The organism is Oryzifoliimicrobium ureilyticum, from assembly GCF_037199735.1.
In the GTDB taxonomy this organism is placed as follows: Bacteria; Pseudomonadota; Alphaproteobacteria; order Rhizobiales; family Rhizobiaceae; genus Rhizobium; species Rhizobium ureilyticus.
In genome coordinates, this window is the sequence record NZ_JBBBVQ010000010.1 from 128,600 (window position 1) to 151,506 (window position 22,907).

Below are 22,907 nucleotides of genomic sequence, written 5' to 3' on the forward strand. Positions count from 1 at the left end.
AATGCGTAAAACAATGCTGACAAAAGGAAAAGGTGGAAGGGGCCAAGACGCTTTCGCTCCAGAAAAAGCGACAACGAGATTACCGAATTGTAAGCAGGCCAGGCTTTGATTTGCCAAAATCCGTTCTTACCTCATCTATTGTAGAAACCAACGCGCCCTGAAGAGAAGGAGCCAGACAATGTCGCCCGAGGAACGTCAAATGCTTACCGCGCTATTCGACCGCGTGCGCACCGCCTCAGCGACGCCGCGCGATAGGGAAGCCGAGGAGCTGATCGAACGTGCCGTACGTGAGCAGCCTTATGCGACCTATTACCTGGCGCAGGCGGTCATCGTCCAGGAAAAGGGTCTGGAAGCGGCAGCCAACCACATCAAGGAATTGGAAGAGCGGGTGCGCCAGCTCGAAGCCGACCAGAGCGCACCGCGCAAGGCCGAGCAAGGCGGTGGATTCTTGAGCTCAATTTTCGGCGGACAGAGCCAGCAACCAGCTGCAAACCCACCTGTCCCCGCAGCCGGCCCGTGGGGCAGCGTCTCGCGGCAGGATTATCAGACACCGCAAAGAAATTACGACGAGATGCCTCGCCAAATGCAGCAGCCGGTGTCAGCGCCATGGAACGCTCAGCAGGCCGCTCCTTCCGCTGGCGGAAGCTTCCTGCGCGGCGCGCTCGGTACAGCAGCCGGCGTGGCAGGCGGAATGTTGCTCGCCAACTCGTTGAGCAGCATTTTCAGTAATCATACGTCGTCACTCGGCTGGGGTTCGCCATTCTCCGGCGCAAACCCGTTCGGCGCTTCTGAGGCGGCTGCACCTGTCGAGGAAACGGTCATCAACAACAACTATTACGGCGACGATGCCATTCGCGACGCTTCCAGTGGCGATGACCGAGACGGAGGCATTCAGCAGGCCGATTATGACGATGACCAGCCTGACTTCGATAACGGATATGACGATGACGATTCCTCGCTCGTCTGATCAGTCTTCATCCCTCAGATGAAAGCTCGCCCCGCGAACATAGCAGCACGCCGGAGACAGCGCGTTGCCATCGCCCAGTGTTTCGATCAGCCGCGTCCTCTATAGCCCTGAACGCCTTGATTCGGCAGCCAGACACCCTTCGGCGGCTCCCCACTCTGCCAGAAAACGTCGATAGGAATTCCGCCGCGCGGATACCAATACGCGCCGATCCGCAACCATTTCGGTTCCAAAAGATCGATCAGCCGTTTTGCGATGTAAACCGAGCAGTCTTCGTGAAAAGCGCCATGATTGCGGAAGGAATGAAGGAAGAGCTTCAGGGACTTTGATTCCACGAGAAAGCTGTTCGGAATGTAGTCGATGACAATATGGGCGAAATCTGGTTGCCCGGTCATTGGGCACAGCGATGTGAATTCCGGCGCGGTGAAACGCACGACATAGTCCGTCCCAGGATTGCCGTTCGGCACCTTTTCAAGAACAGCCTCTTCTGGCGTTCGAGCGGTTTCGGTCTGCTGGCCCAGCATCGAAAGGTTCGAGACATCGGTTTGCGGCATTAGGCTTCCTTTACAGTCTTGACGCGAAGCCCATGCGCTTTTTCGCCTTCGGGTTCGACGTGAATGGTCACATGCGAGCCCGGATGAACCTCTTGAATGGCATACTCCAGGCGGTCGCAAATATCATGGGCGGCACTAACGGCCATTGTCGCCGGCACGACAAGATGAAAGCTGACGAATGTAGCGGCACCGGCCTGGCGGGTCTTCAGGTCATGAACCCCGAGAGCACCTGGCGCATTGGCGGAAATAACGGTTTTAATGGCCTCTTCCTCTTCTGAGGAAACGGCCTGGTCCATCAAGCCGCCCACGGAATGCGTGATAACCTTGGCGCCTTGATAAAGAATATTGCCCGCCACGACAACGGCCAGCAATGGATCGAAGATGGCGTAACCGGTTAAAATTGCAAGCACGAGGCCAATGAGAACGCCAACGGAGGTCACAACGTCGGACATGATATGCTGTCCGTCAGCCTTCAACGCAGCGGAGCGATATTTGGAGCCGGCATTGATCAGGATCTTTGCCCAAATGCCATTCACAACGGCAGCACCCATGTTGATCGCAAGACCGAGAACTGGAGCATCGAGAAGCCGCGGATTGAAGACCTCCGGAAGAGCCTCCTTCACGATCAGCAAGGCAGCCACAACGATTAAGACGCCTTCCGTTACAGCAGACAGATATTCCGCTTTATGGTGCCCGTAAGGATGATCGTGATCGGCCGGACGCTGGGCATAATGAACGACAAAGAGCGCCATGAAGGCAGCCACGACGTTAACGGACGATTCCAGGGCATCGGACAACAGGGCGACCGAACCCGTAACCCACCATGCCACCAGTTTCAGCCCCATCACGGCAAACGCCACTGGAATCCCTATCAGGGCCAGGCGTCTTACATTTCGATTTCCAGCCGCGTCCATCACACCCTCGTATCTCACCCGATGCTGATGCGAATGAATTGCAGCACCGGGTCCTAAAACGCAAAATCGCCCGCGCTCGAAAAGCGCAGGCGAATTTGAGGCTTCTATCTCTCAAATCGTCCCATTTGTCAAAGCTGCGGACGAAAAAACCGTGCCGCAAATGACGGAAGGATGGGATCAGGCAGCCTTGGTTTTGCTCTTGCGGGAAAGATGAGCAACGACATTCTCAATCATTCGCATACCCGCATCCTGACCAAGCGTCATGATCGACTCCGGGTGAAACTGAACTGCGGCGATCGGCTCTTTCGCATGTTCAATCCCCATGATCGTGCCATCATCGCTTTCAGCGGTAATAATGAAATCGCTGGGCAAGGTCGATGCGTCGGCGAAAATCGAATGATAGCGCCCGACGGTCACTTCCCTCGATAGCCCTGAAAAGACGATACCAGGTTCCAACACTCGAATGCGTGACGGCTTTCCGTGCATCGGCACGGCAAGGTGCCGCAGCTCACCGCCATAAGCCTCTGCCAGTGCTTGCAGACCGAGGCAGACGCCGAAGATCGGAAGATTGCGCGCCCTCGCCTTTTTGATCGTCGCCTTGCAATCAAAATCCTTCGGGGTACCGGGCCCGGGCGAAAGCACCACGAGATCGGGATCCAGCCGATCAAAGACTTCCTCCGGCACAGGCGTGCGAACGGTAGACACTGATGCGCCTGTCTGGCGGAAATAATTGGCCAGCGTATGGACGAAGCTGTCCTCGTGATCAATCAACAGGATCTTCACACCGGAACCGACAGCGGCAACGTCCCGCGTCGTGCGCCCAGAATTTCCGGCTTTTGCATCTCTGATGGCAGCAAGCATGGCGGAGGCCTTCAGTTCGGTTTCGGCTTCTTCCTCATGCGGATCGGAATCGTTCAGCAAGGTAGCGCCCGCCCTCACCTCTGCGATGCCGTCCTTAATCCGCACGGTGCGCAACGTCAGGCCGGTGTTCATGTCACCGTTGAAGCAGACCATGCCGATCGCTCCACCATACCAGGCGCGTGGGCTCTTTTCACGCTCCTCGATAAAGCGCATGGCCCACAGTTTGGGAGCTCCGGTGACCGTAACGGCCCAGGCATGCGACAGGAAGCCGTCGAAAGCGTCCATGTCGTCGCGTAATCGGCCTTCGATGTGATCGACCGTATGGATAAGACGCGAGTACATTTCAATCTGACGCCGCCCGATGACCTTAACGGAGCCGGGCTCGCAGACCCGGCTTTTGTCGTTACGATCGACATCGGAGCACATTGTCAGTTCCGATTCGTCCTTCTTGGAATTCAAGAGTTTGAGGATCTGCTCAGAATCAGCGATGGCATCTTCTCCGCGCCGGATCGTGCCAGAGATCGGGCATGTCTCTATGCGCCGACCAGTCACGCGCACAAACATTTCCGGTGAGGCACCAACCAGATATTCCTGGTTGCCGAGATTGATGAAGAAGGAATAGGGCGAGGGATTGATCGCCTTCAGACGTCTTGAGATTGCCGACGGCGCACTATCGCACCGCTCCATAAACTTTTGTCCCGGCACGACTTCGAAGAGGTCGCCTTTTCGGAAGCTCTCTTTGGCCTTCACCACGAGTTCGGCATATTCGCCGGGACGGTGATCGCTCTTTGGCGGAATCGTATCTGTCCGCTTGAAAGGTTCAGGTGCCACCTCGCCCGACTTGCCCTCGGTGCTGGCTCCCGCTTTTGCGAAATCATAGCGGTCGATCCAGGCGCGAGCCGAATAGTTGTCAACGACAAGAATCTCGTCCGGCAGGAAGAGCACCATGTCACGCTGATCTTCAGCACGCTTGAGCTTCAGATCGATGGAGTCGAACTGAAAGGCAATATCGTAGCCGAAGGCGCCGTAAAGCCCGAGATTTGAATCTGCTGACGAGAAGAAAAGGTCCGTGACGGCTCGAAGGACGGTGAAGACCGTCGGCATTTTGGAGCGCTCTTCCTCCGTAAAGACGCGATCGGGCATCTTGACCGTAAGATCGAGCCTGTGGGCTGAAAGTGCGCCGAGCTCAAGTTCCTTTACTTGGCGCAGGCGCTCTACGATGAAGGAAAGCAGAACTTCGCCACGCTCGTTATAGGCTTCGATCCAGACATTGCGGCCGTGGGACGAAATACCAAGGGGAGGATCGACGATTGCCGTATCCCAGCGAGTATAACGGCCAGGATATTCATAATTGGAAGAAAAGACCGCACCGCGCCTTTCGTCGAGCTTGTCGATGAAGGAGGACACTGCATCCTCGTATCCCACATCGCGGCGGCGCCGCGTAATGGTGATGCCGCCTTTCGTTTCGTAGCTTTCTCCGCCGTCATCCATATGGATCGTCACCATCGTTTTCTTCCCTCAGGAGCCCGTTTACAGGCGGCCGGAAAACAAAAAAGCCGCCTGGTCTTTATCCGGGCGGCTCACTCGTCGTCGTTAAGACACGGTTGATCGTGGCCGCCTTAGCGTGCCCACCACCAAATCGCATTCTTTAAAGACATCTTCATGGCAGGAGTGATATCGCGAACTTTCAGGAAGCGCAAGGCCGTTCTCCAAGGCCTCTACAACAGTCCCTTCGATGTAGGAATGAAACGAAATCGGCAGTTGATGCGTTCATGAACGGCATCGAGGGGAAACTGCATGAAGCTCATCACAAAAGCTCTAGCGGCTTGCGCCGCCGTTATCCTGCTAACCGCGGCCAGTCTTCCTGAAAACGGCCCACTGCCAACCGGGCGTCCGCCGCAAGCGGCAGCCCCCCAGGATAAAGCAACGCCGGACGTTGGCTCAAAAGCGGAACCGAGCGTGGCAACCCCTGCAGCGCCGGCTGCGAGCGACGTGCCAAAGCCTGAACCGAAGCCGAACAGCGCGGGGGAGAACACAAATCCTGAACCGCAGAAGACACAAGACCAGGAAAAGCCCAAAGAATCCTCCGCTCCAGCCAGCCAGGCAGATAAACCGACTGGCGCACCGGCAACCGAAGCACCGGTTCAACAGAACAATGCAGAAAAGCCTGCTGGCCAGACGTTGGAAGAACAGCATAATACGATTGCTGCGGAAGATCCTGCCGCTTTCAGCGAATGCGAAAAAGAACTGCGCAGCCTTGGCGCCGAATTCGAAACGATTTCTCGAATTGACGACGGCAATGGATGCGGCATCGACAAACCAATCAAGCTCAAAGTCATCCTGCCCGGCATCGCGATGAAACCCGACGCGGTGTTCCGCTGCCCCGTTGCCTTGGCACTTGCTCGCTGGCTGAAGGAAAGCGTCATTCCGGCAGCAAATGTCGCCGTTCCGGAGCAGGGAAAAATCACCACCGTCAATCAGGCGTCGTCCTACATATGCCGTCTTCGGAATAGCGCGGAGACCGGCAAGATCTCCGAGCATGCCCGCGGAGATGCGATCGATATAGCGAGCTTCAGTTTCGAAAAGGGGGAGGACATTGCCGTCAAACCCCGTAAGGAAGATTCCACGCTGCCAGGAGCCTTTCAGCGCGCCGTCAGCGCCTCCGCCTGCCTTTATTTTCGCACGGTGCTGGACCCTGAAAGCGATGAGGCTCACGAAAATCACTTCCATCTCGACCTTCTCGATCGGAAAGGCGATTTCCGATACTGCCATTGAGCAATGGCTTATGGCAGATCAGTCCTTTAGCAACACGGCGCCAGATCCCTTGCTTGCCAGTTGATCGCTAGGATTACGCATTGGGCAGGTTTCCACTGACAAACAGCCACAGCCGATACAGCCTTCGAGTTGATCGCGCAGCTGCGTGAGGGCACGGATGCGCTCGGAAAGCATGTCTCGCCATGCCTCTGACAGCTTGGCCCAGTTTTTTGCGGAAATTGGTCGTCCGGAGGGCAGATTGTCGAACGCATCTTTAATCATGGCAAGCGGAACGCCGGCGCGTTGCGCAATCTTGATGATCGCGACACGACGCAGCACCTCGCGGGCATAGCGGCGCTGGTTGCCGCTGCTACGCCATGCGCTAATGAGGCCCTTCGTCTCGTAGAAATGGATCGTCGCAACAGTGACGCCGGCGCGTTTGGCGACGTCACCGACAGAAAGGAAAGCTTTGTTCTCAGTCGCCATGAAGACCTATTGACCTCATCTTTGGATGAGGTTTTATAAGAGATGTCAGCTTGCCGTTGCAATAATGCCCCGCAAGGCGCATCGAAATCGGAGAAGTTGACATGACGGATCAAAATCCGGTCGCCGGCGATCAACCTGTGGCGAGCTGGGGCGCCTTGTTATCAGGCACAAATGGGCTGCGTTCCATAGCATTGGCAGGCGGCATCGCCCTACACGCAACCAATATTTTCATCGTGACGACCATCTGGCCATCCGTTGTGCGGGATATTGGCGGCATCGACCTTTATGCCTGGAACACAACGATCTACGTTATAGCATCGATCACGGCCTCCGTGCTGGCCGTCGCTCTGCTGGATCGCGTCGGCCCCCGAAAGGCCTATGCATCGGCAGCACTGCTGTTTGCGGTAGGTGCAGTCATGGCGGCGCTGTCACCCTCGATGCCGATCATGCTGGCTGGGCGCTTTGTGCAGGGACTGGGAGCTGGTTTCCTTGTCGCTCTCGCTTACACGATAATCCGCATCATCTTCCCGGAAGCGCTATGGCCCCGTGCTATCGCCTTGAATGCGTGCATGTGGGGCATTGCGACAGTGATTGGGCCAGCAATTGGCGGAGTGTTTGCTGAACTTGGCATCTGGCGCATGGCATTTTGGACATCGCTGCCATTCACCGTTGGCTTCGCCGGTATCGCTTTCGTCGTCCTTCCTGGAAAACTGCCCACGACGATAAAGCCCGCACCTATCCCTGCGGCACGGCTCACGGTCCTGTGCCTTGCGCTGCTGTCCCTGTCCTTCATCGGATCGCTTGTAAACATCCTCACGGCTTTTGTCGGTGCGGCGCTGGCCATCGGCTTTGCGAGCCTTTTTGTCGCCATGGAGAAAAAGGCCCAGCACAGGCTTCTACCCTCGGCAGTTCTTCTGCCTCGGACATCCGGGTTCGCGCTCTATGCTCTGATATGGCTCCTCACCATGACCTTGACGATCGCCGAGATCTTCACGCCGTTTTTTCTGCAGGTGCTGCATGGTCGCAGCGCTCTTTGGGCCGGATATTTGTCGTCACTCGTGGCGTTGGGCTGGACGGCAAGTTCAGTTTTCATATCAGGGGCCCAAGGAAAAGTCGCTGCTCGCGCCGTCAGAGCAGGTCCGATCCTCCTGATCATCGCAACCTCAGTGCTTGCGATCTTCATGCCCCTGTGGGGGCCGACGCACATGCTCGCTCTCGTCCCGATCTGTTGCGCTCTGGCGGCGCTCGGCGTCGGTATGGGTCTGGTCTGGCCGCACTTGCTGAGTTTGGCAACGAAACATACGCCAAGCCGAGAGCATCATCTGGCGGGAACCGCGATTACAACGATCCAGATGCTGGCAAGCGCCACGGCGGGTGCCCTGGCAGGCTTTATTGCAAATGCTGCCGGGTTGAACGATGCGGGCGGCATGGACGGAAATGCGCAAGCAGCCTTCAGCCTTTTCGGCATATCTCTGATAACCGCGATCATCGGTTTTGTCGCGGCAGGCCGGGCGGTGCGGCCCGCCCAGATCGGCTAAAACAGGCCTTCGACCTGACCGTCCTCATCGAGATGGATGCGCTCTGCCGCAGGCGATCGCGGCAAACCGGGCATGGTCATGATTTCACCCGTCAAAACCACCACGAAGCCAGCGCCGGCGGAAAGCCGCACCTCACGCACAGGCACAACATGCCCTTCCGGTGCACCAAGCTGTGTGGGATCGGTGGAGAAGGAGTATTGGGTTTTCGCGATGCAGACCGGAAGGTGCCCATATCCCTCCTGTTCCCACTGAAGAAGCTGCTCGCGAACCGCTTTATCGGCAGTGATTTCACCAGCGCGATAGATGCGCTTGGCCACCGTTTCGATCTTGTCAAGGAGCGAAAGATCATCAGGGTAAAGCGGCTGGAAATCCGCTATACCGGATTCTGCCAGCTCGACCACCTTCCGGGAAAGATCCTCGATCCCGGCCGATCCCTCAGCCCAATGTCTGCAGACGATCGCCTCGACCCCCTGCCCTCTTACGTAAGCCTTGACCGCTTCGATCTCGGCAGGCGTATCGGAGAGGAAATGGTTGATCGCCACGACGACGGGAACACCAAAGCCGCTGACATTGGCGATGTGACGCCCAAGATTGACGACGCCGCGCTGCACGGCCTCTACGTTTTCGACGCCGAGAGCATCTTTAGCAATCCCACCATTCATCTTGAGGGCACGAATGGTTGCTACGATAACGGCCGCATCCGGCCGCAGGCCTGACTTGCGGCACTTGATATCGAAGAACTTTTCCGCTCCGAGATCAGCCCCGAAACCCGCTTCAGTCACCACATAGTCGGCAAGCTTAAGTGCCGTCTTCGTCGCAATCACCGAGTTGCAGCCATGAGCGATATTGGCAAATGGCCCGCCATGCACAAGGGCGGGATTGTTCTCAAGCGTCTGTACGAGATTGGGCTGCATTGCATCCCGCAAAAGAACCGCCATCGCTCCGTCCGCTTTCAGGTCTCTGGCAAACACAGGCGTACGATCGTATCGGTAACCGACGATAATCCCGCCGAGCCGCTGTTCAAGATCCGCAAGATCGTTGGCAAGACAAAGAATGGCCATAACCTCCGAGGCCACCGTGATGTCGAACCCAGCCTGCCGGGGAAAACCATTCGAAACACCGCCCAGCGAAAAGACCGTCTGTCGCAGCGCTCGGTCGTTCATGTCCATGACGCGGCGCCAGGTGATGCGACGAATATCGATATTCTGCTCGTTGCCCCAATAAATGTGGTTGTCCACCATTGCGGCAAGAAGATTGTGCGCCGAGGTGATTGCATGAAAATCGCCGGTAAAATGAAGGTTGATGTCCTCCATCGGAACAACCTGCGCGTAGCCGCCGCCTGCCGCTCCTCCTTTCACGCCGAAGCATGGACCGAGGGAGGGTTCACGCACACACACCATTGCGTTCTTTCCCACCCGGTTGAGGCCATCGACGAGACCGACCGTCGTCGTCGTCTTGCCCTCGCCCGCGGGAGTTGGATTGATGGCGGTCACGAGGATCAGCTTGCCATCCTGCTTGTCCTTGAGAGAAGCAATGAAGCCCGCATCGATCTTCGCCTTATCGTGCCCATAAGGAACGAGGGCCTTCTGAGGAATGCCGAGCTTTTCTCCTATGGCAAAGATTGGCTTCTTCTGCGCAGCGCGCGCAATTTCGATATCTGATTTCACCTCAGCCATAGCCTGCCTCTCAACGTTGAGGGTCAAGTCTTACAGGCAGCGTGCAGCGATCGAAAGTGGCTTTGGCGCAAAGACGAGATCTGTCCAAAAGAGATATATCTGTCTTTGCGCCCCAACGAGTAGAGTGATAGATCCGCCCATCATTCTCCCATGGCGATGAGGCTAGCATTGCCGCCCGCCGCTGCCGTGTTGATCGAAATCACCTGCTCCAGCGCAAAGCGCAGCAGATAGGCCGGACCACCTGCTTTGAAACCGGTTCCCGACAGGCCCGAGCCACCGAAAGGCTGCGTGCCGACAACTGCTCCGATCATGTTTCGGTTGATGTAGATATTGCCCGTGTCGAGCGCATCGGTCACGGTCCGCACCGTGTTTTCGATGCGACTATGGACGCCAAGGGTCAGCCCATAGCCCGAACCGGCAATCTCTTCGAGGACCTGCGGCAGATCCCGCGCTTTCCACCTCACGATGTGCAGCACGGGCCCGAACACTTCTTTCTTCAGAGACGCAGCGCGATCGAGTTCAACGATGTGCGGGGCAAAGAAGCTGCCGCTGCTCGGCGCCTGGCCGGCATAACGGACCTTCTGGCTGGCGCGCATATCCGAAATATGTGCATCCAGCAGGGCTTTCTGCTTGGCATCGATGATCGGACCAATGTCGGTATCGGCGCGCAAGGGATCGCCGAGCTGCAATTCCTTTACGGCGCCTTCGATCATGCGCGTCATGGGTTCTGCGACATCCTCCTGCAGAAAGAGCAACCGCAACGCAGAGCATCGCTGACCAGCTGAACGGAAGGCGGACAGAACGACGTCGTCCGCAACCTGTTCGCTGAGAGCGGTGGCATCGACGATCATTGCATTGAGGCCGCCGGTTTCGGCAATCAAGGGCACGATCGGTCCGTCCTTTGCGGCCAAACTGCGGTTGATCGACCACGCAGTCTTCGTTGAACCGGTAAAGGCGACACCACCAAGCATGGGATTGGCTGTAATGGCAGCGCCAACCTCTGGACCGCCCGGCAAGAAAAGGAGTGCATCGGCCGGAATGCCGGCCTTGTGGAAGAGCTTGACGGCTTCGTACGCGACCAGTGGGGTTTGAGGTGCAGGCTTTGCAAGCACCGCATTGCCAGCGACAAGCGCTGCCGACACTTGACCGAGGAAGATAGCAAGCGGAAAATTCCACGGTGAGATGCAGGCAAAGACGCCTCGCCCGCGCCAAAGGTAACGATTGTCCTCGCCTGTAGGGCCTGGCATGCGATGGGTAGAACCAAACAAACGACGCGCCTCTCCAGCATAATAGCGGCAAAAGTCGACTGCTTCGCGTATTTCCGCGATGCCATCGTCCAATGTTTTTCCCGCTTCGAGGGCCAGGAGATGGAGAAGCCTGTCGCGATTCTCTTCCAAGAGATCACCCATGCGCTCAAGCACTGCGGCACGTCGCTCAACGTCGGTACGCGACCATGCGCGAAACCCCCTGGCCGCGATTGCATATGCTTTTTCGACATCGGCAACCGTCGCGTTTTTCACAGTCCCAACCCGACGACTTTGATCGGCTGGAGATAAAACCGCTTCTTCTGAACCCGACGCCGAGACCCCGGGAACAAGCGGACCCGCGGCAATCGCCGAGGTTTGACGGCCAACGCCTTCCAGAAGCGCGCTCAGCGTTTCGCGATGACCGAATTCCAGACCGGCGCTGTTCTTGCGGCTACCATAAATCGCCCTTGGCATCGGGATCTTGCCGTTGCGGGCGCTCGCCCCGACATCCAGCTGCAATTTTACAGCGGGGCGCTCCAGCAAAGTTTTGATCGGAACGTTGCGATCGCCGGCCATCGCAACGAACGAGGAGTTTGCGCCGTTCTCAAGGAGCCGCCGGACCAAATAAGCGAGAAGATCGCGGTAACCGCCAACGGGTGCGTAGATACGGCACGCAATACGATCATTGCTTTCAAGCAAATGATTATAGAGGGCCTCGCCCATGCCGTGCAGACGCTGGAACTCGAACCCCGTACGGTCTGAACCGGCGAGTTCCAAAATGGTCGAGACAGTCAGCGCATTATGCGTTGCAAATTGCGGAAAGATACGTTGGCGCTTGGACAACATATGCTGCGCGCAGGCCAGATAGGAAAGATCGGTCGCCTGCTTACGCGTCCAAACGGGATAATCGTCGAGACCACGCTCCTGCGCTCTCTTGATTTCGGTGTCCCAATAGGCGCCCTTGACGAGGCGCACCATCATCCGGCGGCCAAGTGAGGCGCAAAGATTGTCGATGTAATCGATGACGGAGATAGCGCGTTTTTGATAGGCCTGGATGGCTAATCCGAAGCCATCCCAGCCCGCCAAGGAGGGATCGGAAAAGACCGCGGCAATCACATCGAGCGACAGTTCCAGCCTATCTGCTTCCTCGGCATCGACGGTAAAGTTAAGCCGGTGAGCCTTGGCCATCTGAGCAAGCTTTAGAAGATCGGGCACCAACTCCTTCATTACCCTGTCTCGATGCGTTGCAAGGTAGCGAGGATGCAGGGCGGAAAGCTTCACGGAGATTCCCATGCGGTCCGGAAGCTCGTGCCCTTCGGCATTCTTGCGCATCCAGGTGCCGATGGCCTCGATCGCCATAGAATAGGACTCGAAATAACGCTTGGCGTCTTCCGCAGTGCGCGCCCCTTCGCCCAACATATCGAAAGAATGGCGATAGCCTTTCTTTTCACTCTTGGCTGCACGGGAAAGCGCGTCCTTGATCGTTTCGCCGAGAACAAAATGATGGCCGAGAAATCGCATCGCCTGCTTGGTCGCGCTACGGACCGTCGGGAGGCCAAGCCGCTTTACAAGGCCGCGCACCACGCCTTCTGGCGTTTCGCCAGGACGAATGAGACGCGAAGACACGCCAAGCGCCCAGGCCGAAGCGGAGACGAACCAGCTATCCCCGCGTCCTTCCTGTTCGCTCCAGCCGCCCTCTTTCAGCTTGTCCTCGATCAGCTTATCCTGCGTCAGCGCATCTGGAACGCGCAGCAGCGCCTCCGCAAGAACCATCAGAGCAAGACCTTCCTTGGTGGACAGACCATACTCCCGCAGGAAGTCTTCCACGCCGCCCATGGACCCCGCATTGTCGCGGATCGCCTCGATCATCCCGGTGGCACGCTTATCGATGCCAACCTCATGGGAAGACGAAAGGGCGAGCCTTTCCGAGAAACGGGCGAGCAATTGGTCGTCGTCCCCGGCAAATGGAGCGTTGAAAGCAGGTATTTTCGTGGAATCGAGGGTGGTCATGCGGCGATCTCCGTGATATCCACAACATATATCGACTATCATAGTTTTTCTCACCAAACAAAGATGGTCAGAAATTTTCTTCCGCTAGCGGCAGGGGCAAAGACAGCGAAAAATGAGGGAATTAGACAGACTAGATCGCAAGATCCTTCGCGCCCTTCAGAAGGAAGGAAGGCTCTCGAATATCGAGTTAGCGGAGCGCGTCAACCTCTCGCCGACAGCAACGGCCGAACGCGTGAAACGCCTCACGCGGGACGGCTATATCACGGGCTATATGGCGGTGCTTTCACCGGAGAAACTGGGCCGTTCGCTTCTCGTCTTCATTCAAGTCAAGCTCGACCGGACCACGCCCGATATCTTCGATTCCTTCGCCGATGCCGTTCGGCGAAGCGATGACGTCATCGAGTGCCATATGGTGGCGGGCGGCTTCGACTATCTCGTCAAGGCACGGCTGGCCGGTATGGACGACTATCGGCATTTCCTCACCGATGTCATCTTGTCGCTGCCGGGCGTGCGCGAAACGCACACCTATGCTGTCATGGAAGAAGTCAAAAGCACAAGCCTGCTCCCCGTCTAAAAGAAGAGACGACTGGCCTGCCGCGAACGCGGCAAAGCCCGCGAGTTTCCCTAGCGATCAAGAATGGACCGCATCTCGACGAGGTTGGAGCGAACCCTCAGGATGTAAAAGCCCATTGTCGCAAGATGGCTTGGCATGATCGAACCGTCTTCTGCACCATTGGAAATTATCATCGGCTGGATGCGCAAAGCGGATTGGAATTGGCGCTTTGTGCCATTCATGATGGCACCAAGGTTACGCTCTGAGACGACCTGCGAAAAATCCGCATTGGCAGCCGAAATGATCGCGTAATAAGCATAAAGCTGGCCGTAGGCGAACCAGAAACGATCGTCGGCGCGCATATCGAACCAGCCGAAATTATGGTTTTCGGAACGCTCGGCCAACATGTCCGAGGTGCTGCCGAGATCGTTCGCGATCCGGTCGATGAACTGGACGAAATTGTCGGCGCGACCGTCGAACACAGAATTGCAGCTCGCCAGATCGGTATTGAAGCGCCTTAGGCTATCGATGGCAGATCGATAATAGCTCGGCGTCGGCGTCTTCGGGCCGAACGGATTGACACCGAAATACCAGCTGAACTCGTCGAACTGCAAATTGCCGCGCGCCTTCTGCAGGTCGTTGTTGATGCCGGACGTACCGCGAACACGGCCAAGCGTATCGACAAGCTCGATCGAAGTCCGGCGAACGGCCTGATTGACGCCGCGTTGAAAGCTCGCCTTGTTGTCGAGAAATGGTGTGCTGTCCCAATCGAGCCCGAAAAAGCCGAGACGATAGAGAAGCATGGAAGAGATCCAGGAATTCTGGTTGACGTTGAAGTCCGTCAGATCGGCAGCGACGTCGACAATCGCTGAACGCTGGCAGCTCTTCGGAGCGGACGCCGTCGCCGCAGGAGCTGCTGTCTCGGCACCGGCCTGAGCACTTGTCTGCGCCACAGGCGCGCTGGGAAGCTCCTGGCCGGCCGGAACTTTCCGCTCGTTCAGCCGATATTCGTCGACAAAGTTCGGGTTGAAGTTCGTCCAGACCTGAGTCTGCCAGATGAAGTTGCCATAAAGCAGGACCAGCAGGACAACCAGCCCCGAAAGAAAGAAGCGAAGAACGATGCCGGCTCTAGAGTGGCCTGCCGATCGGGCACGAAACGGCCAAGTAACGGCGGCAGCCACTATGCCAAAGGTGCGCACCAAGGCGGCTTTTACGCGATTAAAGAACCCGCCAGTCCGGTCGAGCATTTCTTCCTCCATCTAGGGCAAGCCGTCTTGCGGCGAGGTTCGCTTCCTTACGGCCCTCACATATGCAGCCGGGAACGGAAGAACAACAGCCGAGCCGAAGAATCGCGCCAAACAAAGGTCGGTTCGCGTCTCCACGATCGACAAACCCGAAGGCCGCCATGCTCGCTTTTACAGACGGAACCGCAGACGCCAGCGGGGGATCCGCCTCATTGCCATATCGATCAAGGGTGCACCGGTCGCATGCTCAGCGGGCATATATTCCGGGAAGAGCTTGAGGAAGGTGCTCTCTGCGATGCTCTTCCTGCGCCCAAGCTCATAAGCCGGAAGCGTGAGTGACGGCGCAGAAGAACCGACGAAACCCGCCGCCGCTGCGCCCAGATCGACATGCGCCCGATAGCCGACATCTCGTTCCTCCGCATCAAGGATAACTTTGCGAAGCAAGGCATTGGCCACGGCGACATCGCGGTTGAAGCACGCCACGAGCGCCTCCATCTTGATCGCAGCCTCAATCACGAGGTCTGCCTCGACACGAAGCTGCCCTGCCTTCTTCTCGAGAATTTTGGCTTCGGCAAGAAGGGTCTTTCGCTCCTCCTGCATTCGATGCTGATCATCTTCGTCACCATAGAGCCCAATGCGCCCAGCCAGAACGAGCGCGCGCGCTGCAATTTTCTTCTGGTCCTTCAGCGCCGTCTCACGATCGGACAGCAATTGCCGGCGATGCCGACCAAGTCGCGCTGCGCATTCTTCGGTCGCATCCCGAGCGAGATTGGCGACTTGCTGATAGCGGCGCAGCAACGTCAAAACCTCGTCGGTTTTTGCGATAAGATCGACCAGCCTGCCCACAGCCGAGCTAAGCCGCAATCGCCTGTTGTGCCGACGCCACATCAAACGCCGCGAAAAGCGGCCAGCGAGACGTTCACTTCGCGTCGGCATTCGCACCTGGTCGAGCTGCAAAAAGGCAGCCTCGGACAGCAGGTCAAGCCGATGGATAACAGTGCCGAGGAGACGGCGACGCTCGTCATGCGAAGCTTCAACAGCAGCCACACCATCATCAGAGTCATCAGGAAGCCCCAGGCTGACCTCTGCGGGATCCACAGATGGCTCAAGACGGATGACGAGCCGCTCGGTCTCGGATGCAAAGCGATCGACAGCCTGTGAAGCCTGAAGAAAAGTGTCCTCATAAGAGGCTTTGCGGCGTAAAAACAAAAATGGCATCCCCGTCACGGCGCGACCTGTTGCGTTTCAGAGCGGCTTCTTGTCCGAAGCCGCCAACCCCTCAAATCAATCTACAGCAAGAAGAGGACGTCGATAAAGGGAGCAGAGTTATAAAGCCGAAAAACAGGCGCGCCTTAGATGCTCGTCAAGAGGCTGGATCGCATCGGAAAGGGCCGTTCACCGCCTCGTCCCAGTGCATGCGGCAGAGCGAAACATAGCTCTCGTTGCCGCCGACCATGATCTGCGCGCCCTCCGTCAGGACCTTGCCCTGCGCGTCAAGACGCACCACCATGGTTGCCTTTCGGCCGCAATGACAGATGGTGCGAACCTCACGCAGTTCATCGGCAATCGCCATCAACTCTTCCGAGCTTGGGAAAAGCCGGCCCTTAAAATCCGTTCTCAATCCATAGGCCATGACCGGAATCCCGAGGCAATCCACCACCCGGGCCAGTTGCCAGACATGCTCGCGCGTCATGAAATTAGATTCATCCACGAAGACGCAGGCAATAGGCTCCCCTTCTCCATTTGCTTCTTTGACAAGATCAAACAAGTTGGTGTCGAGATGGAAAACCACAGCCGGGGCTTGAAGTCCGATGCGCGAGCCGATTAAACCCTGCCCTGCACGATTATCGAAGGCCGCCAACAGCAGAAGCACACGCATGCCGCGTTCTTGATAATTGTAAGAGGCCTGCAGCAACATGGTGCTCTTGCCGGCATTCATTGTTGAATAATGAAAATAAAGCTTCGCCATCATGGCCTCCGTGCGCCGGTTTTTGACCTCCTCCGGCCTGAAATAAAAGTCACCTTTGAAACAAGCCACAGAAAATGAAAAAAACCACAGAAAATTGGCTTGCCGGGAGAGCATTAAAACCGGAGCAAAAAATCGGCGACGTCGCATTCGGATAGTTCATTGCGACGCAAACGCAACGAGGGCGCTTGTCAATCCGCGCTATTGGTGGTTGGCTTGGGAACGTAAGACTGGGAGTCTAAAATGAAAACGACAAGCGCATTTCGTCTTATTGCTACTACGGCGCTCGCCAGCTTGGCACTTGCCGGCACTGCATTTTCCGCTGACCCGTCAAGCTGTTCGACGGTCAGACTATCTGATGTCGGCTGGACCGACATCACGGCAACCACCGCGACGACTTCGGTCATCTTGAAGGGCCTTGGATACACACCCGATGTCAAGGTTCTGTCGGTTCCGGTGACCTATCAATCGCTGAAGAACAAGGACATCGACATTTTCCTCGGCAACTGGATGCCGACCCAGGAAAAGGACGTACGGCCCTATATCGACGATAAGTCCGTCGAATCCTTCGGACCCAATCTGGTTGGCGCCAAGTACACGCTCGCTACCAATGCAAAGGGTGCGGAACTCGGCATAAAGGATTTTAAGGATATCGCAGCTCATAAGGACGAGCTCGATGGCAAGATCTACGGGATTGAGCCCGGCAATGACGGCAACCGTCTCGTCATGGACATGATCGACAAAAACACCTTCGGCATGAAGGGCATGGAAGTTGTCGAATCCTCCGAGCAAGGGATGCTCGCTCAGGTCGCCCGTGCCGACAAGGCTGGAAAGCCGGTCGTTTTCCTCGGCTGGGCACCCCACCCGATGAATGAAACCTACAAAATGACCTATCTGACAGGCGGCGACGATGTCTTCGGTCCTGATTTTGGCGGCGCCAAGGTCTTCACCAATGTTCGGGCCGGTTACCTGCAGCAATGCCCGAATGTCGGCGCCCTGCTGAAGAACCTGGTTTTCTCGCTGCCGATGGAAAATCACATCATGGGCGGCATCTTGAATGACGGCGAAGAGCCGGAAAAAGCCGCCACGGATTGGCTGAAAGCAAATCCCGCCGCAATCGACCAATGGCTGGCCGGCGTGAAGACGCTCGATGGCTCAGGTGACGGTGCTGCGGCTGTCAAGAAGAGCCTCGGTCTTTGAGGCATAGGGAGCGGCTCGCGGCCGCTCCCCTTTTTCGCGTGCATCGCGCAAAAGCTGGAAGCTTATGGCAGCCGTAGTGAAGCCCGCATTAGCGGCGAACATGCGGATGAACTGCCGACGCAGATGCTGCACGTCTTTGAACAAAAACGATTGCTCATGATGGATAGGCGGGACCTTGAACTGGATAACTGATCAAAAAATTCCGATCGGCCTGTGGGCCAAGGCGTTTGTCGATTGGCTGACATCGAACGCTGACTGGTTTTTCAACGAACTCGCATTTCTGATCACCAGAACGATCGACGGGCTGCTTTTCCTGCTGCAAAGACCCCATCCGCTGATCGTCATTGTTGCGATTGCAGCAATTGGTTTTTGGTTGCGCCGTTCGATCCTGATTGCCGTCCTCACCTGCCTCGGCCTTCTTCTGATCGTCAATCAAGGCTACTGGAAGGAAACGACGGAAACGCTGGCACTCGTCATCGCATCCACCTTTGTCTGTATGATCGTTGGCATTCCGCTCGGCATCGCGGCCGCCCGCCGGCCGTGGGTCTATACACTGCTAAGACCGATCCTCGATCTCATGCAGACCATTCCAACTTTCGTCTATCTGATTCCAGCTCTTATTCTTTTCGGTCTCGGCATGGTGCCCGGACTGATCGCAACGGTTATCTTTGCCATCCCCGCCCCTATCCGCCTGACGCGGCTCGGGATTATTTCAACGCCGCCGTCGCTGGTCGAGGCAGCCGCCGCCTTTGGCGCCACACCGATGCAGATCCTGCAGAAGGTCGAACTTCCCTTTGCCAAGCCACAGATCATGGCGGGCCTCACGCAAACCATCATGCTCTCTTTGTCCATGGTGGTCATAGCGGCTTTGGTGGGCGCAGACGGGCTTGGCGTACCGGTGCTTCGAGCCTTGAACACGGTGAACATCGCCAAGGGCTTTGATGCCGGCCTATGCATCGTCGTGCTGGCGATCATTCTCGACCGGATGTTCCGCACTTCGGACGAAGGAGAGGCGTCATGACGGCAGTTCGTTTCGACAATGTTTCCATCGTCTTCGGTAACAAACCGGAGAAAGCGCTGACGCTTGCCGATCAGGGCAAGACGCGCGACGAAATCGGTGCCGCTACCGGTCTCGTACTTGGCGTTGCAGATGCGTCGCTGAGCATCGAGGAAGGAGAGATCTTGGTCCTCATGGGCTTGTCGGGTTCCGGAAAGTCCACTTTGTTGCGCGCCGTCAACGGGCTTGCGCCCGTTGTACGAGGCTCCGTATCCGTTTCGACCTCAAGCGGCCCCGTCGATCCTTACAAGGCAAGTGCCAAAGCGCTGCGCGATCTGCGCATGCACACGGTCTCGATGGTGTTCCAGCAGTTTGCCTTGTTGCCGTGGCGAAGTGTCGCCTCCAATGTCGGCTTTGGGCTTGAGCTTGCCGGTGTGCCCGAAGCCGAACGCAAGAAGCGTGTCGGCGAACAGTTGGAACTCGTCAACCTCTCAAAATGGGCAAACCGTAAAGTGGGGGAATTGTCTGGTGGTATGCAGCAGCGTGTCGGACTGGCGCGCGCCTTTGCCACGGGCGCTCCGATTTTGCTGATGGATGAGCCTTTTTCTGCTCTCGATCCCCTTATTCGCACGCGCCTGCAGGACGAGTTGCTGGAGTTTCAACGGCGCCTGAAAAAGACGATCCTTTTCGTCAGCCACGACCTCGACGAAGCGTTTCGCATCGGCAATCGCATCGCCATCATGGAGGGTGGCAGGATCATCCAGTGCGGCACGCCGCAAGACATCGTTCGCGACCCGGCGGACAAATATGTTGCGGACTTCGTTCAGCATCTCAATCCGATCGCGATGCTCAGAGCAAGCGATGTGATGCAGCCGCGAATCACGGACAGCAACGAGCCAGTCAGTGCAACCGCGACCGCTGATACACCTTTGGTAGACATTATGGACCGTCTGGCGCTTCAGCCGGGGGTCATCGGTGTGGTCGATAACGGCACTATCGTCGGAACAATCCGGGAACGTGATATATTACATGGCTTGACCCGCCACAGACGCCGCGAAGAAGCTTGATTGCAACCAAGCTTTACGTCAAGAAATCCTAATGAAGGATCAGACATCCACACTGCGGCAGACGGATGACGACGCGTTGGAGCTTGCGCGCAAGCTTCAACACACATCGCCTTACGCCGCTTTGGCAGTGATTGATCCCCAAACCCAGTTCCCATTCGCAAGCCGGATCCTGCTTTGCACCGACATGGATGGATGCCCGGCAGTGCTGGTGTCCGCTCTGGCGACACACACGGCGGCCTTGCGAGAAGACGGCAGAGCCTCACTTCTTGTAGGAGAGCCCGGAAAGGGTGATCCGCTTGCTTATGCACGGATGACCATACAGTGCCGCGCAAAAGCGGTTGATCGGGATGGCATCGACCATAAACGCCTTCGAAAGCGATTTTTGGCGCGGCATCCAAAGGCTGCGCTCTACATTGATTTTACAGACTTTTGCTTCTTCCGCCTGATGCCGGAATGGGCAAGCCTCAATGGCGGATTTGGCCGGGCGTATCGGATCGAAGGGCGAGATTTACTGATCCACTCTCCCGCAAATGCGCTCATCGCGGATCATGCAGACGAAATAGAACGCTACGTCTACGAAAAATTTCCTCATATATTCGATAATATCGCTGCTGCTTCGGGAGTCAGTCGAAAAACAGCCAACTCGGCCTGGCGCGTTGCCGGCGTGGATTGCGAAGGGTTGGACATCGCAGAAGGCGAACTTTTTATCCGATACAATTGGGAGGCGCTTGTCACCAGCCTCGATGCCACATATTCAAACATAGCTAAAATAGCATCTGTTACTACAAAAACCTAAAAACGGTCATTTACTACCATTAATCATTCCGATTTTCGCACAGGCGCTCCCTGCCTGGAAGATTGCTCGGAGAAACAAATTAGGAAGATTGAGAATGGAAAAGAGCGATATCGTGGACCATGTTAATGCAGCAGCTGCCCTTTTGTCTGCTCTTGCAAATCCCAAGCGGCTTCTGATCCTGCGTAGCCTCACCCAGGCGGAAATTCCCGTCGGCGTTCTCGCGGCTCAAGTCGGCCTCAGCCAGTCGGCGCTTTCCCAACATCTTTCGAAATTGCGCGCCCAGAAACTGGTCAACACGCGACGCGACGCGCAAACCATTTATTATTCCAGTAGCTCCGAACCTGTCATGAAGCTTCTGAGCACGCTCGGCGAAATTTATGCGCCGCAGCCATCGCGCAAGAAGACAGCCGCGTAAAGTGAAGAGTGGGGACTGGTATGCCGACGCGCTGCCAGCCCCGCTTTTGCCGACAAGGCAACTGCTTGCCATCATCTTTTGTGCGGCAGGTCGGTTCCAGGCCGATCCTCTCCTTGACCGATTTGTGCGCCCTGATAATTTGACCAAATGATCAAATTAGAGGGCCGAAGCGGATTGGCCGCAGCGGACAGGAGAGCAGCATGTCAAACCGCCTGAATTCAACGCCGAACGATCTACGCGCCTTTTGGATGCCGTTCACCGCAAACCGGCAGTTCAAGAAAGAACCGCGTCTCTTCGTGGCCGCGCAGGACATGCACTATACCACGCATGATGGCAGGAAGGTCCTTGATGGTACGGCCGGCCTCTGGTGCGTGAATGCCGGACACTGCCGCCCCAAAATTACCGAAGCCATTCGCCAGCAGGCAGGCGAACTGGATTATGCTCCTGCCTTCCAGCTCGGCCACCCCAAGGCATTCGAGCTGGCCAACCGGCTGGTGGACCTCGCGCCGGAAGGGCTTGATCACGTACTTTATACGAATTCGGGCTCCGAATCGGTCGAAACGGCTTTGAAAGTTGCCCTCGCCTATCATCGCGTGAAGGGCAACGGCTCACGCTTTCGTCTCATCGGCCGCGAGCGCGGCTACCATGGCGTTAATTTCGGCGGCATTTCCGTCGGCGGCATCGTCTCGAACAGAAAGATGTTCGGGACGCTGCTCACGGGCGTCGACCATCTTCCGCATACCCATATGCCGGACAAGAACCGCTTCACACGCGGAATGCCCGAACACGGCGGCGATCTTGCGACAGAACTGGAGCGTATCGTCACGCTTCACGATGCCTCCACTGTTGCAGCTGTCATCGTCGAGCCCGTTGCCGGATCGACCGGCGTGCTGATTCCGCCGAAGGGATACCTCCAGAAGCTCCGGGAAATCTGCACCAAACACGGCATTCTTCTGATTTTCGATGAGGTGATCACAGGCTACGGTCGTCTCGGCGCGCCATTCGCGGCTCAGTATTTCGACGTCAAGCCGGATATCATCGTGACGGCAAAGGGACTGACAAACGGCGTCATTCCTATGGGCGCGGTGTTTGTCACCTCTGAGATTCATGATGCCTTCATGAATGGCCCTGAGCACATGATCGAGTTCTTCCACGGCTATACCTATTCCGGAAACCCGATTGCCTCGGCAGCGGCGCTTGCGACGCTGGACACCTATAAGGAAGAAGGCTTGCTGACGCGCGCCAGCGAATTGGCCAGCTATTGGGAAGATGGACTGCACTCGCTCAAGGATTGCTCGAATGTGATCGACATTCGCAATCTCGGACTCATCGGCGCAATCGAACTGGACCCCATTGCGGGAGAGCCGACCAAGCGCGCCTTCTCAACCTTCTTGAAGGCCTATGAAAACGGGCTGCTTATCCGCACGACGGGCGATATCATCGCCTTGTCTCCACCGCTGATCGTTGAAAAGCACCACATCGATGAGATCTTCGGAAAACTGAGGGAAATTCTCAACAGCAACATCTGACGACACCGATCTTTTAACTTGAGGTTGCGTCTTCACACCGCGCACGCCTAAGGTAGCAACTGACATGAACAGGCCATCCTGCTCATGTCAGCGGGGGAATCCGGATTGAAGCGTTAAAGCTCGGTCCATATCCGTA

The 22,907-nt window shown here is 56.8% G+C and carries 19 protein-coding genes; 10 read left to right on the forward strand and 9 right to left on the reverse strand.

What is annotated here, in order from left to right:
- The first annotated feature begins 178 nt into the window (after positions 1-178).
- Positions 179-967: a DUF2076 domain-containing protein gene (locus VQ830_RS15270; protein ID WP_337268989.1), complete on the forward strand. Its 789-nt coding sequence runs from the start codon at positions 179-181 to the stop codon at positions 965-967.
- A gap of 86 nt (positions 968-1,053) precedes the next feature.
- Here VQ830_RS15270 and queF read toward each other — a convergent pair whose 3' ends face one another.
- The 3 genes from queF to VQ830_RS15285 form a co-directional block, all read right to left on the reverse strand.
- Positions 1,054-1,518 (reverse strand): preQ(1) synthase, encoded by a 465-nt coding sequence (gene queF, locus VQ830_RS15275; RefSeq protein WP_337268990.1) that lies wholly within the window; start codon positions 1,516-1,518, stop codon positions 1,054-1,056.
- Positions 1,518-2,432, reverse strand: coding sequence for a cation diffusion facilitator family transporter (locus VQ830_RS15280; RefSeq protein WP_337268991.1), 915 nt, complete (start codon positions 2,430-2,432; stop codon positions 1,518-1,520). The genes queF and VQ830_RS15280 overlap by 1 nt, the downstream gene beginning before the upstream one ends.
- 177 nt (positions 2,433-2,609) lie before the next feature.
- A complete protein-coding gene (locus tag VQ830_RS15285) occupies positions 2,610-4,799 on the reverse strand; it encodes an anthranilate synthase (RefSeq protein ID WP_337268992.1) in 2,190 nt (729 codons plus the stop codon).
- A gap of 291 nt (positions 4,800-5,090) precedes the next feature.
- On the opposite strand from VQ830_RS15285, the gene VQ830_RS15290 reads away from it, so the two are divergent.
- The gene (locus VQ830_RS15290) at positions 5,091-6,068 is read left to right on the forward strand and encodes an extensin-like domain-containing protein (protein ID WP_337268993.1); all 978 of its coding nucleotides are present in this window, start codon (positions 5,091-5,093) and stop codon (positions 6,066-6,068) included.
- Positions 6,069-6,086: 18 nt separating this feature from the next.
- On the opposite strand, the gene soxR is transcribed toward VQ830_RS15290, so the two are convergent.
- On the reverse strand, positions 6,087-6,533 hold the full coding sequence (soxR, locus tag VQ830_RS15295; RefSeq protein ID WP_337268994.1) for a redox-sensitive transcriptional activator SoxR: 447 nt from the start codon (positions 6,531-6,533) through the stop codon (positions 6,087-6,089).
- Between the two features lie 101 nt (positions 6,534-6,634).
- Between soxR and VQ830_RS15300 the strand changes: the two genes are divergently transcribed.
- Positions 6,635-8,071 carry an MFS transporter gene (locus tag VQ830_RS15300; protein ID WP_337268995.1) on the forward strand — a complete coding sequence of 479 codons (1,437 nt, stop codon included), beginning with the start codon at positions 6,635-6,637 and terminating at the stop codon, positions 8,069-8,071.
- Here VQ830_RS15300 and VQ830_RS15305 read toward each other — a convergent pair.
- Positions 8,068-9,747, reverse strand: coding sequence for a formate--tetrahydrofolate ligase (locus VQ830_RS15305; protein ID WP_337268996.1), 1,680 nt, complete (start codon positions 9,745-9,747; stop codon positions 8,068-8,070). The two genes, VQ830_RS15300 and VQ830_RS15305, sit on opposite strands and share 4 nt — an antisense overlap.
- Positions 9,748-9,887: 140 nt before the next feature.
- Positions 9,888-13,004 carry a bifunctional proline dehydrogenase/L-glutamate gamma-semialdehyde dehydrogenase PutA gene (putA, locus tag VQ830_RS15310; RefSeq protein WP_337268997.1) on the reverse strand — a complete coding sequence of 1,039 codons (3,117 nt, stop codon included), beginning with the start codon at positions 13,002-13,004 and terminating at the stop codon, positions 9,888-9,890.
- A 112-nt stretch (positions 13,005-13,116) separates the two neighbouring features.
- Here putA and VQ830_RS15315 point away from each other — a divergent pair, with 112 nt between their 5' ends.
- Positions 13,117-13,578: an Lrp/AsnC ligand binding domain-containing protein gene (locus VQ830_RS15315; RefSeq protein WP_337268998.1), complete on the forward strand. Its 462-nt coding sequence runs from the start codon at positions 13,117-13,119 to the stop codon at positions 13,576-13,578.
- A 50-nt stretch (positions 13,579-13,628) separates the two neighbouring features.
- Here the strand turns inward: VQ830_RS15315 and VQ830_RS15320 are convergent, their stop codons facing one another.
- From VQ830_RS15320 to VQ830_RS15330, 3 genes are all read right to left on the reverse strand, one after another.
- Entirely contained in the window at positions 13,629-14,804 is a 1,176-nt protein-coding gene (locus tag VQ830_RS15320; protein ID WP_337268999.1) for a DUF2333 family protein, read from the reverse strand.
- A gap of 168 nt (positions 14,805-14,972) precedes the next feature.
- Positions 14,973-16,010 (reverse strand): hypothetical protein, encoded by a 1,038-nt coding sequence (locus VQ830_RS15325; RefSeq protein ID WP_337269000.1) that lies wholly within the window; start codon positions 16,008-16,010, stop codon positions 14,973-14,975.
- A 154-nt stretch (positions 16,011-16,164) separates the two neighbouring features.
- Positions 16,165-16,770 (reverse strand): thymidine kinase, encoded by a 606-nt coding sequence (locus VQ830_RS15330; protein WP_337269001.1) that lies wholly within the window; start codon positions 16,768-16,770, stop codon positions 16,165-16,167.
- A gap of 240 nt (positions 16,771-17,010) precedes the next feature.
- On the opposite strand from VQ830_RS15330, the gene VQ830_RS15335 reads away from it, so the two are divergent.
- From VQ830_RS15335 to aptA, 6 genes are all read left to right on the forward strand, one after another.
- Positions 17,011-17,967 carry a choline ABC transporter substrate-binding protein gene (locus VQ830_RS15335; protein ID WP_337269002.1) on the forward strand — a complete coding sequence of 319 codons (957 nt, stop codon included), beginning with the start codon at positions 17,011-17,013 and terminating at the stop codon, positions 17,965-17,967.
- A gap of 175 nt (positions 17,968-18,142) precedes the next feature.
- Positions 18,143-18,988 (forward strand): choline ABC transporter permease subunit, encoded by an 846-nt coding sequence (gene choW / locus VQ830_RS15340; RefSeq protein ID WP_337269003.1) that lies wholly within the window; start codon positions 18,143-18,145, stop codon positions 18,986-18,988.
- On the forward strand, positions 18,985-20,031 hold the full coding sequence (gene choV, locus VQ830_RS15345) for a choline ABC transporter ATP-binding protein (RefSeq protein ID WP_337269004.1): 1,047 nt from the start codon (positions 18,985-18,987) through the stop codon (positions 20,029-20,031). The genes choW and choV overlap by 4 nt, the downstream gene beginning before the upstream one ends.
- A gap of 31 nt (positions 20,032-20,062) precedes the next feature.
- Complete coding sequence (locus VQ830_RS15350) at positions 20,063-20,827, forward strand: HugZ family pyridoxamine 5'-phosphate oxidase (RefSeq protein WP_337269005.1); 765 nt, start codon at positions 20,063-20,065, stop codon at positions 20,825-20,827.
- 94 nt (positions 20,828-20,921) lie between these two features.
- A complete protein-coding gene (locus tag VQ830_RS15355) occupies positions 20,922-21,242 on the forward strand; it encodes an ArsR/SmtB family transcription factor (RefSeq protein ID WP_337269006.1) in 321 nt (106 codons plus the stop codon).
- Between the two features lie 200 nt (positions 21,243-21,442).
- Entirely contained in the window at positions 21,443-22,771 is a 1,329-nt protein-coding gene (aptA, locus tag VQ830_RS15360) for an omega-aminotransferase AptA (protein ID WP_337269007.1), read from the forward strand.
- Positions 22,772-22,907 lie beyond the last annotated feature (136 nt).